The organism is Pseudomonas sp. FW305-3-2-15-E-TSA4 (genome assembly GCF_058787295.1).
The window spans coordinates 57,460-70,652 of the sequence record NZ_JBYSZP010000004.1 but is presented as its reverse complement, the minus strand read 5'-3'; the positions used below and the strand labels follow the sequence as shown (position 1 = coordinate 70,652).

Below are 13,193 nucleotides of genomic sequence, written 5' to 3'. Positions count from 1 at the left end.
TTCGCGAGCAAGTCGAATCGTCGCACCGCCGCTCCCACAGGGGTAAGTATTTGCAGGGAAATAACGTGTATGACCCAACACCACCTCGAACTGCTGATGTACACCGCCCCCGAGCCCATTCGCGCGGCCAACGAACGCTGGATCGCCCGCATTCTCGAACACCTCGGCCATTCCCGCCTCAACGCCGCAAGCCTGTCGCTCCCCGAGCTTTGGTTGTCGCCGGATCTGCTGCTGACCCAGACCTGCGGCTATCCCTTGATGACCTTGCTGCGCGATCAGGTGCGCATCGTCGGACGTCCACGCTACGAACTGCCCGACGCCAGCGCCGGCAATCACTGCAGCCTGATCCTCAGCCGTGCAGACGATACGCGCAAAACCCTGGCGGATTTTCGTGGCAGTCGCGGGGTGATCAACAGTGACGACTCCAACAGCGGCATGAACCTGTTGCGCCAGCGTCTGGCGCCCTTACACCGCGATGGGCTGTTTTTCGCCACGGTCGGCATCAGTGGGGCGCACCGCGAAAGTCTGCGTTGGTTGCGTGAAGCGCGCGCCGATCTGGCGGCGATCGACAGCGTGACCTATGCCTGCCTTGCTCAATACGCACCTGAGGAGGTCAACGGATTGCGGGTTGTGGCGCGTAGTGCGTTCAGCCCGACGTTGCCGTTTATCACCGCCGCGACTGCCACGAATGAGCAGATCGGACAGTTGCGCCGGGTAATGAATCAGGCGTTGCGTGAATTGCCTGATGTGGCGCAGATCCTCGGCTTGCCTGAAGTGTTGCCCGCCAGCGAAAGCGATTATCAGATCTTGCTCGACTATCAACGTGAGGCTGAAGAGTTGGGCTACGGCCGCTTGCGCTGAACAGCCTTATATTTCCAAAAAGAATATAAAAATGAAATATTAATCTTATTAATGCATAAGGCGCCTTGCTACGATCGCGCCACCGGATCACCGGACATTCAGCGACCCTTACCCAGGAGCCCTTATGTCCGGCGCCGACACCGCTCACCGCAATCATCTCGACGCTCTGTTCCGCGCCCACTACCGCTGGCTGTGCACTTACCTGAGCCGACATCTGCACGACTCCGCAGGCGCGGAAGACATAGCCGCCGAAACCTTCGCGCAATTGCTTCAGGCGCCCAGTATCACGGCGATTCGCGAACCCCGCGCGATGCTCACCACGATTGCTCAGCGCTTGCTTTATCAGCGCTGGCGCCGGGCGGATCTGGAGCGCCGGCATGCGCAGCAGATCGACGTCGAGGTCGCTATCTCGCCTGAAGACCTCGCGCAACTGAGCCAGACCCTCAAACGCCTCGACCACAGCCTGCAACGCCTGCCCGGCAAGGTCCGTTCGACCTTTCTGCTGGCGCGGATCGATGGCCTGACCTACCCGCAAATCGCCGCCGAACTGGGCATCTCCCAGCGTTCGGTCAGCGTTTACATGAGCCGCTCCCAAGCCCTGTGCGACCGCCACAGCGCCAACCAAATCCTGACAGACAAGAGGTCCGCATGAGATCAATCAAAACCCTGCTCGGCCGTTCGTTGCTGGCGCTGAGCCTGAGCGTCGGCGCTGTTTCGGCGGCGGAAAAAACCGCACCGATCCACTTCGGTGACATCACTTGGGAAAGCGGCAGTTTCATCACCGAAGTGCTGCGCCTGATCGTCGAAAAAGGTTACGGCTACCCGACCGACACGCTGCCGGGCAGCACCGTCAGCCTGGAAGCTGCGCTGGCGAAAAACGATATTCAGGTGATCGGCGAGGAATGGGCCGGGCGCAGTCCGGCGTGGGTCAAGGCCGCCAATGAAGGCAAGGTGTTCGGCCTTGGCGACACGGTCAAGGGCGCGACCGAGGGCTGGTGGGTGCCGGAATACGTGATCAAGGGCGACCCCGAGCGCGGGATCAAACCATTGGCACCGGAGCTGAAATCGGTGGCCGACCTGCCGCGCTACAAGGACGTGTTCCGCGACCCGGAAGACCCGCGCCGTGGACGCTTCCTCAACAGCCCGACCGGCTGGACTTCGGAGATCGTCAACAGCCAGAAGCTCAAGGCCTATGCACTGACCGACAGCTACGTCAACTTCCGCACCGGCTCCGGCGCGGCGCTGGATGCCGAGGTGGCGTCGTCGATCAAACGCGGCAAACCGGTGCTGTTCTATTACTGGTCGCCGACGCCGCTGCTCGGGCGCTTCAAACTGGTGAAGCTCGAAGAGCCGCCGTTCGATGCTGAAGCCTGGAAAACCCTGGCCGATGCCAACAACCCGAATCCCAAGGGCACCCGCTCGATGCCGGCCAGCCTGGCGATAGGCGTGTCGGCGCCGTTCAAGGCGCAATACCCGGAGCTGGTGTCGTTCTTCGAGAAAGTCGATTTGCCGATTGATCTGCTGAACCAGACGCTGGCCGGGATGAGCGAAAAACGCCAGCCACCACGGCAGGTAGCCGAAGCATTTTTACGCGATCAGCCGCAGGTGTGGAGGGCGTGGGTACCGGGGGAGGTGGCGAGCAAGGTGACGGCGGGGCTTTGAGTTTCTGCCGGTTGATCGGTGTTGTTTGAACTGATGCCTTCGCGAGCAGGCTCGCTCCCACACTGGATTTTTGACGTGCACAAAACCCCTGTGGGAGCGAGCCTGCTCGCGAATGATCTAAAGACTTACGCCGCTTCCGCAGCCAACGCCGCCGCCACGGTCGGCCGCTGCTCAATCCGCGCCTGAAACCGCGCCAGTGCCGGCCACTGCGCCAGCTCAATCCCGAACAACCCGGCCCAACGCAACACCACAAACAACAAGGCATCCGCCACGCTGAAGCCGCTCGGCAACAGATACTCCTGCTGCTCCAGTACCGCGACCAACACCGCAAAACGCTTGAACAACTTCTCCTTGATCACCTCGGCCGGCAACCGCTCATCGAACAGCGCACCAAGCCCGCCGTGGATCTCGCTCGAAATGAAATTCAGCCACTCCTGCAAACGCAGCCTTTCAAAACTGCCGGGTGCTGGCGCCAGTCCCGATTGTGGTTGCAGATCCGCCAGATATTGCAGGATCACCGGGCCTTCGGTCAGTACCGTGCCGTCGTCCAGTTGCAGGGCCGCGACGTACCCCTTGGGATTGATCGCGAGAAAGTCTTCACCGCTGGCGGTGCGCTTGCTGCGGTTGTCGACGCGGATCAGCACGAAGGGCAGCTTCAGTTCGCGCAAGACAATGTGCGGCGCCAGTGAACAGGCTTGCGGGGCGTAATACAGCTTCATCGGCAGCTCTCTGGTGAGGATTTGGCGCCAGTGTCATAGTGCGCCGCACCCTCGGTAAAATTAATCTTTCAGAAAGCAGTCATAAGGACAGCTACTGCCATGATGAACCTGATGCATTGGCGGCTGGTGGTCGCCGTGGCCGATCACGGCAATATCACTCGCGCTGCCGAAAGGGTCGGCATGACCCAGTCCGGCGCGAGCCAGGCCTTGGCGCTGATGGAAGAAACCCTCGGCGTGCAACTGTTCAGCCGCGAAAGCCGACAGACCCTGCCCACCGCCATCGGCCTGCCGGTGATCGAGCAGGCGCGGCTGATGCTCGGCGCGCTGCAAACCATTCGCCAGACCGTCGACAGCGTGCGCCCGATGCTGCGCGGGACGATCCGCCTGGCGAGTTTCCCCATGGTGCTGGCGAGTTTTCTGCCGCCGCTGCTGCGTCAGTTCAATCGGCTGTATCCGGGGATCGAAGTGGTGGCGCTGGAGGTCAGCGATGACGAGGTGGAAACCCTGCTCGCGGCCGGCCTGGTGGATGTTGGCGTGGTGCTCAACCCGGCACCCGAGCGTAACGCCGGGCCATTGGGTCGGGATGAATGGGTAGCGGTGGTGCCGGCAGGGCATCCGCTGGCGCTGCGAGGAACCGAGCAGGGCGTCAGCCTGCAAGAACTGACGGCGCTGCCTTTTGTGCTGGCCACCGGCGGTTGCTCGACCAACGCCCGCAGCCTCGCCGCCGAGGCCGGGTTGCAGTTGCAGGATGTGCGGGTCGAAGTGCGTGAATGGAGCAGCGCCTTCACTCTGGTGCGGGAAAACCTCGGTGTGACCCTGGTGCCGGAAATGACCTTGCCGGCCGAGCGCCAGGGCTTGCGCGTGATTGCCCTGCAGCCACGTATCGAACGGGTGTTTTCGCTGGTGCTGCCTGCGGGGCAGACGCCGCCAGCGGCGGTGCAGGCGTTGCTGGATCTGGTGGCGGAGACGGCGGGCGCGACAGCTCGCTGAACCGTTTCTTGTGCAAAAAGTGCCAGATACTGGCCGACTAGTGGCCTTGCGCACGGCATGGCGATGGCTATGCTAGCTGTAACTAACTATGTCGACCGTCATCTGTTAGCCGTGATTTCAACGCTGCCAGAGTGCGCAACCCAAGGCACCGGACACTGAACCAACAAGGAGCAAGTTGTACATGGAAGTTTTCTGCACGTTAGGGCTGGCCCGCTGCTGGGCTATCAAGAGAAGGATGTCTTGATTAGAGCGTCGCTGCATGGACCCTCGGATTAAACATCATTTATCACCTGACAACTTCCTCCCGTGGAGGAATGCGTGTGCCTGTTCTGTGGAACGTAGTGGTGGATGCTGAAAGACCTGACTTTCATCAAATCAAAAGACCGCGCGGAAGGTGATACAACCATGTTCAACCTACATCACAAGGCTGACCTGCAGGAAATCGAGCGTTTCAGCTGCGCCTTGACCGAAGCCAACGCCAAGCTCGAAGCGATCAGCCGCTCGATGGCGATGATTGAATTTACCCCCGAAGGCATTGTTCTGGATGCCAACGAAAACTTCTGCAAGACCATGGGTTACAGCGCCGAGGAAGTGCGGGGAAAACATCACCGGGTGTTTTGCGAAGAAGCGTTTTACCGCAGCGAGGAGTACGCCAAATTGTGGCGCGACCTGGCCCGGGGTGAGCCGATCAGCGGCACGTTTCTGCGCTTGAACAAGTCCGGCAAGGAGATCTGGCTGGAAGCCAGTTACATGCCGGTGTACGGCGCGGACAAACAAGTCAAAAGTGTGATCAAAGTGGCGTCGGACATCACCGCCCGGGTCAACAAAGAGCACGAAGAAGAAAGCATGCTGGCGGCGATAAGCCGTTCGATGGCGGTGATCGAGTTCACCCCGGACGGCAACGTGATTACCGCCAACGACAACTTTCTGAAAACCATGCAGTACTCGCTCAACGAAATCGTCGGCCATCACCACAGCATGTTCTGTCACCGTTCCGAATCCGAATCGGCGCAGTACAAGGCGTTCTGGGCGTCGCTCAATCGCGGCGAATATCACTCGCACCGTTTCGAGCGCAAGAACAAGTCCGGGCAGATGGTTTATCTCGAAGCCTCGTACAACCCGCTGTTCGACACCAAGGGCCGTTTGTACAAGGTGGTGAAGTTCGCCAGCGACATCACCCAACAAATGACTACGCTGCAGAACGCCGCGGAATCGGCCCACAGCACCTCGGTACAGAACGACGCCTGCGCGCAAAAAGGCTCACAGGTGGTGCAGCAAACGGTGCAGATCATTCAGGACATTTCCCGCGACCTCAACGAAGCGGCGCTGAGCATTGATGCGGTCAGCAAGCAGTCGGACATCATCGGCACCATCGTCCAGACCATCCGCGGCATCGCCGACCAGACCAACCTGCTGGCGCTCAACGCGGCCATCGAAGCGGCGCGAGCCGGTGAACACGGACGCGGATTTGCCGTGGTCGCGGATGAGGTGCGCAGTCTCGCGGCGCGCACCAGTCAGGCGACCCTGGAGATTGTCGAAGTGGTACGCAAAAACCATGACCTGTCGCTGAGCGCGGTGTCGAGCATGCAGTCGAGTCTGAGTCGCACCGGGCTGGGTGTGGAGTTGGCGAATGAGGCGGGGGAGGTGATTCTGGAGATTCAGCAGGGATCACGGCATGTGGTGGATGCGATCGGGCAGTTCAATGCGACGTTGCAACTAAACTGACACCCATCAACAACTGTAGGAGTGAGCCTGCTCGCGATTGCGGTGCGTCAGTCACTGGATAAGTAACTGATGTATCGCTATCGCGAGCAGGCTCACTCCTACATTGGTTTCTAAGCAACTTTCAGATCACAGCGCTGCGAGAAACTTGTCCGCCAGTTTGTCGCTGTCTTTGACGTCATTGACGTTGTCTTTTTCCGCTTGCGCCAGCTTCATCTTGTCCTGCAGACGCTCGGCGATCTCTTTGCCGATGGCCAGTTGTTTCTCTGGCGGCATGGCTTTGATGTCGTCTTCGGTGATGCCCATGCTCTGAAGGATACTGTCGCGCAGGCGCTGTTCCGGCGACTTGCTCATGTAGTCCTTGAACGCGTCGGTGGCCGACGTGCCAGCGGGCTTGGAACTGGTGGCATCAGTGGTTTTCAGGCCGACACGGGTCTTGGCGAACGCTTCGTCGACGTTATCGCTGATGCGCGCGGCGGCGGCCACTTGCTGGGTGGCGATCTGCGTGGCCGAATCCTCAACCTTGGAGGTCGCGTCGGTCGCCTGCGACTGAGCCTGGTTCTGCAGCGATTGCAGCATGGCGCCGTGCAGGCCGCTTTGCAGACCGGCAGCGGCGGTCGTGGTCGCGTCATCCGCCAGCCGCTTGGGCAGGTGGATGAGCTGCTGCTGTTTGGCACTGACCAACATCATGATGGAGACCTTTGGATAATTGCTGACGGGCATATCCGAGCAATTACCGTGCCTTTAAAGAAAGTTCTTTTATTTCAACGTGTTAGTGATCCGGCATGTGCAACAAAGCGGTCATCCCTTGCCGTCGGGCGGCAGAGGATGACCGTGTAGCCTCAGCGATGGGCAATGTTTTCCAGCGCCAGGTTGCGCGTACGCGGGCCGAACCAGCCGATGGTCAGCATCACGATCAGCATGCTGCTGACAATGAACGCGAGCACCCCGGGCGTGCCGAAGTTGTCGAGGAACAGCCCGATCAACAGGCTGCTGAACACCGTCGACAAGCGACTGAACGAATAGCAGAAACCCACCGCTCGGGCACGGATGTTGGTCGGGAACAGTTCGCTCTGGTACGAGTGATAACTGAAGCTCAGCCAGGCATTGCAGAAGGTGATCATCACCCCGCAGAAGATCAGGCCGAAGGCGCTGGTCTGCAAAGCGAACAAGGTGCCGAAGGTCATGGCGCCGAGGGCCGAGCCGACGATCTGCCATTTGTTCTCGAAACGGTTGGCAAACTTCACGAACAGCAACGGCCCGAGCGGGTAGGCGAGGGTGATGATAAACGCGTACATCAGGCTGTGGGTGACGCTCACACCCTGGCCGGACAGCAGCGCTGGCAGCCAGTTGCCGAAACCGAAGAAACCGATCGCCTGGAACACGTGAAACACGATCAGCATCAATGCCCGGCGCCGATATGGCGGCTGCCAGATGTCGGCGAAACGACCCTTGCCTTCGACATCCACCGGGACGGCTTCGGGGGCATCCAGTGGTTGGCGGTAATCCTTCTCGCAGCGGGCTTCGATGTCGTCGAGAATCCTGTTCGCTTCATCGAAACGCCCATGTTGCGCCAGCCAGCGTGGCGACTCGGGAAGACGCTTGCGCAGCCACCAGATGAACAGTGCAAACACAGCGCTCGCCAACACCACCCAACGCCAGCCGGACACACCGAACGGCGCCTGCGGCACCAGCCACCAAGACATCAATGCCACCGCCGGCACCGAGAGAAACTGCACAAAAAAGGCGAAGGCGAACGCTGAACTGCGCATGCGTTTGGGCACCAGTTCCGAGAGGTAGGCGTCGATGGTCACCAGCTCGATACCGAGGCCGATGCCCACCAGAAAGCGCATGCAGATGATGCCCAGCGCCGAACTTTGAATGCCCATCAGCACCGTGGCCACGGTGTACCAGACCAGCGCAAAGGTGAAGATCGCGCGCCGGCCGAATCGATCGGCCATCGGGCTGAGCAGGCTCGCGCCGAGGAACAGGCCGAGGAAGGTCGCCGACGCGAACGCTGCCTGATCGGAGAAGCCGAACACGCCCTGATTACCGGTGGCGAAGATCCCGTCACGGATCAGCCCGGGGCTTATGTAGGCGGTCTGGAACAAATCGTAGAGTTCGAAGAAACCACCAATCGACAACAACGCGACCAATCGCCAGATGGTGGCGACGGCGGGCAGGCGGTCGATGCGGGCGGAAATCTCGGCGGCGCGTATCGGGTCGATGCCGTCGCGTTGCGCGGCGGCGGGGGCGTGAGCAGTCATCGGCGGATCCATTTTTTATTGACGGAAAAGCTTAGCCTGCTATCGGAGTTCACGGATTGTGAATTTCGGCGGTTAGCCCCGGAGAACCGCCGATTTCTTGCAATAACTGCTTACCAATTAACGATTTATGCCGCAGCGGCCGAATCAGGCAGCGCCGATGCCGGCAAGCCGAAGACGCGATCGAACAGCCAGTTGAAGGCAAACGTGTAGCACGGGATGAAGATGATCAGCGCCAGATCCAGCAGGAACGCCTGCACCAGACTGATGCTCATCCACCAGGCGATCAGCGGAATCAGGAACACGATCAGCGTCAGTTGGAAACCCACTGCATGAGCGATGCGCCGCTTGACCGTGCGGGTGCGCGACTGCTGGCGGCTTTCCCAGTGCTCGAACAGCGAGGTGTAGATGAAATTCCAGGTCACGGCGATGGTGGTGATGATCACCGCCAGTGGGCCTGTGCTGCCGGGCGACGTGCCGGACAACAGTGCCAGGCCGAGGGCGGAGAAGGTCATGCCGATCACTTCGTAGAGCGACACATAGACCAGTTTGCGTTTGACGCCTTGCATGGGGATTTGCCTCTGTATTGAACTCGATGGCCAGCGGGACTGGCGAAGGCGGCGAAAGATAGCTTCAATAGACGTGACAGAAAAAGTCAGAAGCTTTCAGTTTTGGTGATAGGTAGGTGAAGTGAATTTCAACAGCGACAGCATCGAACTGTTTCTGGCGGTGATCGAGCGTGGCTCGTTCTCCGCTGCTGCCCGCGCTTTGGGCCGGGTACCTTCGGCAGTCAGCATGGGCATCGGCAATCTTGAGGCGGAGCTTGGCTATCCGCTGTTCGACCGCAGCCACCGCGAACCCCAACCGACCGCGATGGCGCTGTCACTGGTGCCGCATGCGCGGCTGATCGCCGAGCAGCTCAAGCAACTGCAGGTGCTCGCGGTGGAGTTGTCGCTGGGGCTGGAGAGCAGGCTGTCGATAGGCGTGGTCGCCGACATCGACCGCCGCCGCTTGCTCGCCGCGATCAAGGTGATTGCCGAGCGTCATCCGCTGCTCGATATCGAAGTGTTGACCGCACCGCAGGACGACGTGCTGGCGATGCTGCACAGTGGCCGTGTCAGCGTGTGTCTGGCGTTTGCCGGGTTGAGCATGAACGTGCTGGAGCGTTTTCAGTTTGTCGGCAGCGAACGGATGATCGCCACGCTGGCGGCGGACAGTCCGTTGTTGCAGGGGCAGGATCTGTTTCTCGAAGACCTGGTGCATGTGCGGCAGATCTTCGTCGCCAGTCGCGACTTGCCGATCAGCGAAACTCGACCGCTGGTGGCCGAATCGCATTGGCGCACCGACACCCTGGAGACTGCGCTGGAGATGGTCGAGGCGGGGCTGGGCTGGGGCAATTTCCCGTTGTCGGTGGTGCAGCCGTGGCTGGACAGCGGACGACTGAAGCGCCTGAATTTCCGCAACATCGAAAACGGCCTGGTACTGCCGGTCCACGCGGTGTGGCTCAAGAGCCAGCCGCTGCAAAAGGGCGCGCTGGCGCTCGTCGACCTGCTCAGCCACTAGAAACAGTGGAGATCCAATGTGGGAGCGAGCCTGCTCGCGAATGCGGTGTGTCAGACGACACAGGTTTATCTGCACCACCGCTTTCGCGAGCAGGCTCGCTCCCACAAGGGGTGAGTTTCAATCCAGCATCTGTGACGCATCACAGAATTCTTGGGTGACTATGTACTCTCGCGAATCTTCAATTCAAAACCCATATCTTCCACCGGCCGCGCCACACTATTCCCCGCCATCAACGTCAACATTTGCTCCGCCGCACGCCGGCCGATCGCCTCGCGTGGGGTGTTGATGCTGCTCAGGCGCGGGACCATGTGTTCGGACATCGGCAAGTCGTTGAAGCCGAGGATCGCCACCTGCTCGGGGATCTTGATCCCGTTGCGCAGCGCCTCCAGCAGCGCACCCTGCGCCAGGTCGTCGTTGCCGAAGAAGATCGCATCCACATCCGGATGCGCCGCCAGCAGTTGCAGGAACAGTTCACCGCCCAGGCCCACGGACGAGGAGCGCGGGGTCAGCACTTCCAGATCCGGGTCGTAGCGCCCGGCCTTCTGCAGGGCTTTGCGGAAACCTTCACCGCGCAACAAGGTGCGCTGATCCAGTTGCGCACCGATGTAGGCCAGACGCTTGCGACCGCGCGAGAGCAAATGTTCGGCCGCGGTTTCGCCGGCGCTGAGCTGCGAGAAACCCACGCAATTCACTCCGGCGGCGCTGTCGAGTTCCATCATGTACACGCAGGGAATATTGCTGGCCTCGATCATCCGCCGCGAACTTTCCGTGCGATCAAACCCGGTCAGCAGCAAACCACGCGGCTGATAAGCCATGTAGTTGCGCAGCAGGTTCTCTTCTTCATCGCGCGAATAGTGGAAGTTGCCGATCAGCACTTCGAAGCCCTTGGGTGTCAGCACCCGATGAATGGCTTCCAGCGTATCGATGAACAACAGGTTGGACAGCGATGGCACCAGCACCACCACTGAATGGCTCTGCGCCGAGGCCAATGCGCGGGCGGCAGGGTTGACCACGTAGTTGAGTTCAAGCGCGGCTTTCTGCACTTTTTCCACCAGTTCCGTGGCCACCGTGCTGACCCCGCGCAAGGCGCGGGAGGCGGTAATCGGGCTCACGCCGGCGAGGCGGGCAACTTCATTAAGGGTGGGACGGCCGGTGGTGCGAGTGTTTTTATCGTTTTTAGGGGTGGTCATCGGGCGGCTTGCCAAACAAAAATCAAGGCTCTAAGGTAGCGCTGTCCTGATGCAGCTGCAAATGCGTAAGCGAGGTCCTGCCTGATCTTCGCTTTTTGGCGTTGGGAACAAACCTGCTGCAACCCAAAAAAACGACAAGAAGGCGTCGGCAACTTCTGCCTGTGCACTAGAGTCATAGCTAGCAAAGGTAGCGCTGTCTGCGCGCTGAGGTGTTATATGAGTCATCCCATCACCGCCCTGGTCATCATGGGCGTTGCCGGTTGCGGCAAGACGTGCGTCAGCGAGGCCCTGTGCCAATTGAGCGGCGCCACTGCCATTGAAGGCGATACTTTTCATCCGGCCGCCAACATCGAAAAGATGAGCGCGGGGATCCCCTTGAACGACGACGACCGTGCCGGCTGGCTCGACAGCCTGTGCGATGAACTGCGTCGCGTCGATGCATCGGGTAAACGCCCGGTGCTGACCTGCTCGGCTCTTAAACACAGTTATCGCGAAGTGCTACGCAGTGCCTTGCCGGGCCTGGGCTTCGTGTTTCTTGAGCTGACCCCTGAAGTCGCCGCCGACCGCGTGTCCCATCGCCCCGGCCACTTCATGCCGGCGACGTTGATCGAAAGCCAGTTCGCCACCCTCGAATCGCCAGTCGGCGAGCCGTTGACCCTGGCACTGAATGCTTCGATCCACAGCGTTGAAGAACTGGCTGCCCAGGCGCACGTCTGGTGGCAGGCCCACGGTTTGAAACAGGCGGTATGAGTGTGTTGAAAGAGCTAGCGCTGTCCTCACGAATTCTGTTTAACCCGCTTTAATAACAACAACAAGCCAGGAGACACCCCCAATGTTTGGCATGTCCCACGACGCCTACCTGCTGCTCGATGCAGTGGTCACGGTAATCGGCCTGATTATCCTGATCACCAAATTCAAGATTCACCCCTTCATCTCGCTGACCATTGCGGCCGCGTTCCTCGGCCTGACGTCCGGCATGCCGATCGGCACCATCATCAAGGCGTTCCAGGACGGCTTCGGTGGCGTGCTCGGTTTCGTCGGCATCATCCTCGCGCTGGGCACCATGCTCGGCAAAATGATGGCCGAATCCGGTGGTGCCGATCAGATCGCGCAGACACTGATCCGCGCCTTCGGCAAGGACAAAGTCCAGTGGGCAATGATGTTCGCCGCGTTCCTGGTGGGCATTCCGCTGTTCTTCGAAATCGGCTTCGTGCTGCTGATTCCGCTGGTGTTCATCGTTGCCCGCCGCACCGGTGTGTCGATCATCAAGATCGGTATCCCGCTGCTCGCCGGCCTGTCCGCAGTACACGGTCTGGTGCCGCCGCACCCGGGCCCGCTGCTGGCGATCGGCGTGTTCGGCGCCGACATCGGCAAGACCATCCTCTACGGTCTGATCGTTGCGCTGCCGACCGCCATCATCGCCGGTCCGATCTTCGGTACCTTCATCGCCAAGCACATTCCCGGCACGCCGAATCAGGAGCTGGTCGATCAACTGGCCCGTGAAAGCGACGACTCAACCAAGTTGCCGAGCTTCAGCATCACCCTGATCACCGTGCTGCTGCCGGTGTTCCTGATGCTGCTGAAAACCTTTGCTGACGTGGCGCTGCCGGACGGTCACTTTTTCCGCACCTGGATGGACATGATCGGTCACCCGATCTCGGCACTGCTGCTGGCGTTGCTGCTGTCGCTGTACACCTTCGGTCACAAGCAGGGCATCGGTTCGCAGCAGATGCTCAAGTGGCTGGACGCGAGCCTGGCGCCAACCGCCGCGATCATCCTGATCATCGGTGCCGGTGGTGGCTTCAAGCAGATGCTGGTGACCAGTGGTGTGGGCGACGTGATCGGCCACATGGCGGTCAGCGCGCAGATCTCGCCGATCCTGCTGGCGTGGCTGGTTGCGGCGGTGATTCGTATCGCCACCGGTTCGGCCACCGTGGCGACCATCACGGGCGCCGGCATCGTGGTGCCGGTGGTGGGAATGATTCCGGGCGTCAACCGTGAGCTGCTGGTGCTGGCCACCGGTGCCGGTTCGTTGATCCTGTCTCATGTGAACGACGCCGGCTTCTGGCTGGTGAAGCAGTACTTCAACATGACCGTGGCCGAAACCTTCAAGACCTGGACCGCGATGGAAACCATCCTGTCGGTGGTGGGCCTGGGCTTTATCCTGCTGTTGTCGCTGTTCGTGTAAGCGGCGCTTTGCAGACACAAAAAAACCGCAGCGA

Annotated in this window: 13 protein-coding genes and 1 pseudogene; 9 read left to right on the top strand and 5 right to left on the bottom strand. The window is 60.4% G+C overall.

What is annotated here, in order from left to right:
- The first annotated feature begins 69 nt into the window (after positions 1 to 69).
- From AC3WMV_RS06540 to AC3WMV_RS06530, 3 genes are all read left to right on the top strand, one after another.
- A complete protein-coding gene (locus tag AC3WMV_RS06540) occupies positions 70 to 861 on the top strand; it encodes a phosphate/phosphite/phosphonate ABC transporter substrate-binding protein (RefSeq protein ID WP_103369639.1) in 792 nt (263 codons plus the stop codon).
- A 124-nt stretch (positions 862 to 985) separates the two neighbouring features.
- Positions 986 to 1,513: a sigma-70 family RNA polymerase sigma factor gene (locus AC3WMV_RS06535; RefSeq protein WP_027612579.1), complete on the top strand. Its 528-nt coding sequence runs from the start codon at positions 986 to 988 to the stop codon at positions 1,511 to 1,513.
- Positions 1,510 to 2,523 carry an ABC transporter substrate-binding protein gene (locus tag AC3WMV_RS06530; RefSeq protein WP_027612580.1) on the top strand — a complete coding sequence of 338 codons (1,014 nt, stop codon included), beginning with the start codon at positions 1,510 to 1,512 and terminating at the stop codon, positions 2,521 to 2,523. Before AC3WMV_RS06535 ends, AC3WMV_RS06530 begins: the two co-directional genes overlap by 4 nt.
- 125 nt (positions 2,524 to 2,648) lie before the next feature.
- On the opposite strand, the gene gstA is transcribed toward AC3WMV_RS06530, so the two are convergent.
- Positions 2,649 to 3,242: a glutathione transferase GstA gene (gene gstA, locus AC3WMV_RS06525; RefSeq protein ID WP_103368939.1), complete on the bottom strand. Its 594-nt coding sequence runs from the start codon at positions 3,240 to 3,242 to the stop codon at positions 2,649 to 2,651.
- Positions 3,243 to 3,341: 99 nt separating this feature from the next.
- On the opposite strand from gstA, the gene AC3WMV_RS06520 reads away from it, so the two are divergent.
- From AC3WMV_RS06520 to AC3WMV_RS06510, 3 genes and pseudogenes are all read left to right on the top strand, one after another.
- Positions 3,342 to 4,232 carry a LysR family transcriptional regulator gene (locus tag AC3WMV_RS06520; RefSeq protein ID WP_103368940.1) on the top strand — a complete coding sequence of 297 codons (891 nt, stop codon included), beginning with the start codon at positions 3,342 to 3,344 and terminating at the stop codon, positions 4,230 to 4,232.
- Between the two features lie 348 nt (positions 4,233 to 4,580).
- A pseudogene (locus AC3WMV_RS06515) lies at positions 4,581 to 5,414 on the top strand (PAS domain-containing protein); the annotation flags it as partial.
- Positions 5,415 to 5,417: 3 nt separating this feature from the next.
- Entirely contained in the window at positions 5,418 to 5,957 is a 540-nt protein-coding gene (locus tag AC3WMV_RS06510; protein ID WP_256214240.1) for a methyl-accepting chemotaxis protein, read from the top strand.
- Positions 5,958 to 6,083: 126 nt separating this feature from the next.
- Here AC3WMV_RS06510 and AC3WMV_RS06505 read toward each other — a convergent pair whose 3' ends face one another.
- The 3 genes from AC3WMV_RS06505 to AC3WMV_RS06495 form a co-directional block, all read right to left on the bottom strand.
- Entirely contained in the window at positions 6,084 to 6,641 is a 558-nt protein-coding gene (locus tag AC3WMV_RS06505; protein ID WP_103368968.1) for a hypothetical protein, read from the bottom strand.
- 155 nt (positions 6,642 to 6,796) lie between these two features.
- Entirely contained in the window at positions 6,797 to 8,221 is a 1,425-nt protein-coding gene (locus AC3WMV_RS06500) for an MFS transporter (RefSeq protein WP_103368941.1), read from the bottom strand.
- 125 nt (positions 8,222 to 8,346) lie between these two features.
- Positions 8,347 to 8,787: a PACE efflux transporter gene (locus AC3WMV_RS06495; RefSeq protein ID WP_097085888.1), complete on the bottom strand. Its 441-nt coding sequence runs from the start codon at positions 8,785 to 8,787 to the stop codon at positions 8,347 to 8,349.
- Positions 8,788 to 8,908: 121 nt separating this feature from the next.
- On the opposite strand from AC3WMV_RS06495, the gene AC3WMV_RS06490 reads away from it, so the two are divergent.
- A complete protein-coding gene (locus AC3WMV_RS06490; RefSeq protein ID WP_103368942.1) occupies positions 8,909 to 9,781 on the top strand; it encodes a LysR family transcriptional regulator in 873 nt (290 codons plus the stop codon).
- 158 nt (positions 9,782 to 9,939) lie between these two features.
- On the opposite strand, the gene gntR is transcribed toward AC3WMV_RS06490, so the two are convergent.
- A complete protein-coding gene (gene gntR, locus AC3WMV_RS06485; RefSeq protein ID WP_047295927.1) occupies positions 9,940 to 10,971 on the bottom strand; it encodes an HTH-type transcriptional regulator GntR in 1,032 nt (343 codons plus the stop codon).
- A 216-nt stretch (positions 10,972 to 11,187) separates the two neighbouring features.
- On the opposite strand from gntR, the gene AC3WMV_RS06480 reads away from it, so the two are divergent.
- Both AC3WMV_RS06480 and AC3WMV_RS06475 read left to right on the top strand, forming a co-directional pair.
- Positions 11,188 to 11,721, top strand: coding sequence for a gluconokinase (locus AC3WMV_RS06480; RefSeq protein ID WP_027612589.1), 534 nt, complete (start codon positions 11,188 to 11,190; stop codon positions 11,719 to 11,721).
- Between the two features lie 82 nt (positions 11,722 to 11,803).
- Positions 11,804 to 13,159 carry a GntP family permease gene (locus tag AC3WMV_RS06475; protein ID WP_097085886.1) on the top strand — a complete coding sequence of 452 codons (1,356 nt, stop codon included), beginning with the start codon at positions 11,804 to 11,806 and terminating at the stop codon, positions 13,157 to 13,159.
- Positions 13,160 to 13,193: the final 34 nt, after the last annotated feature.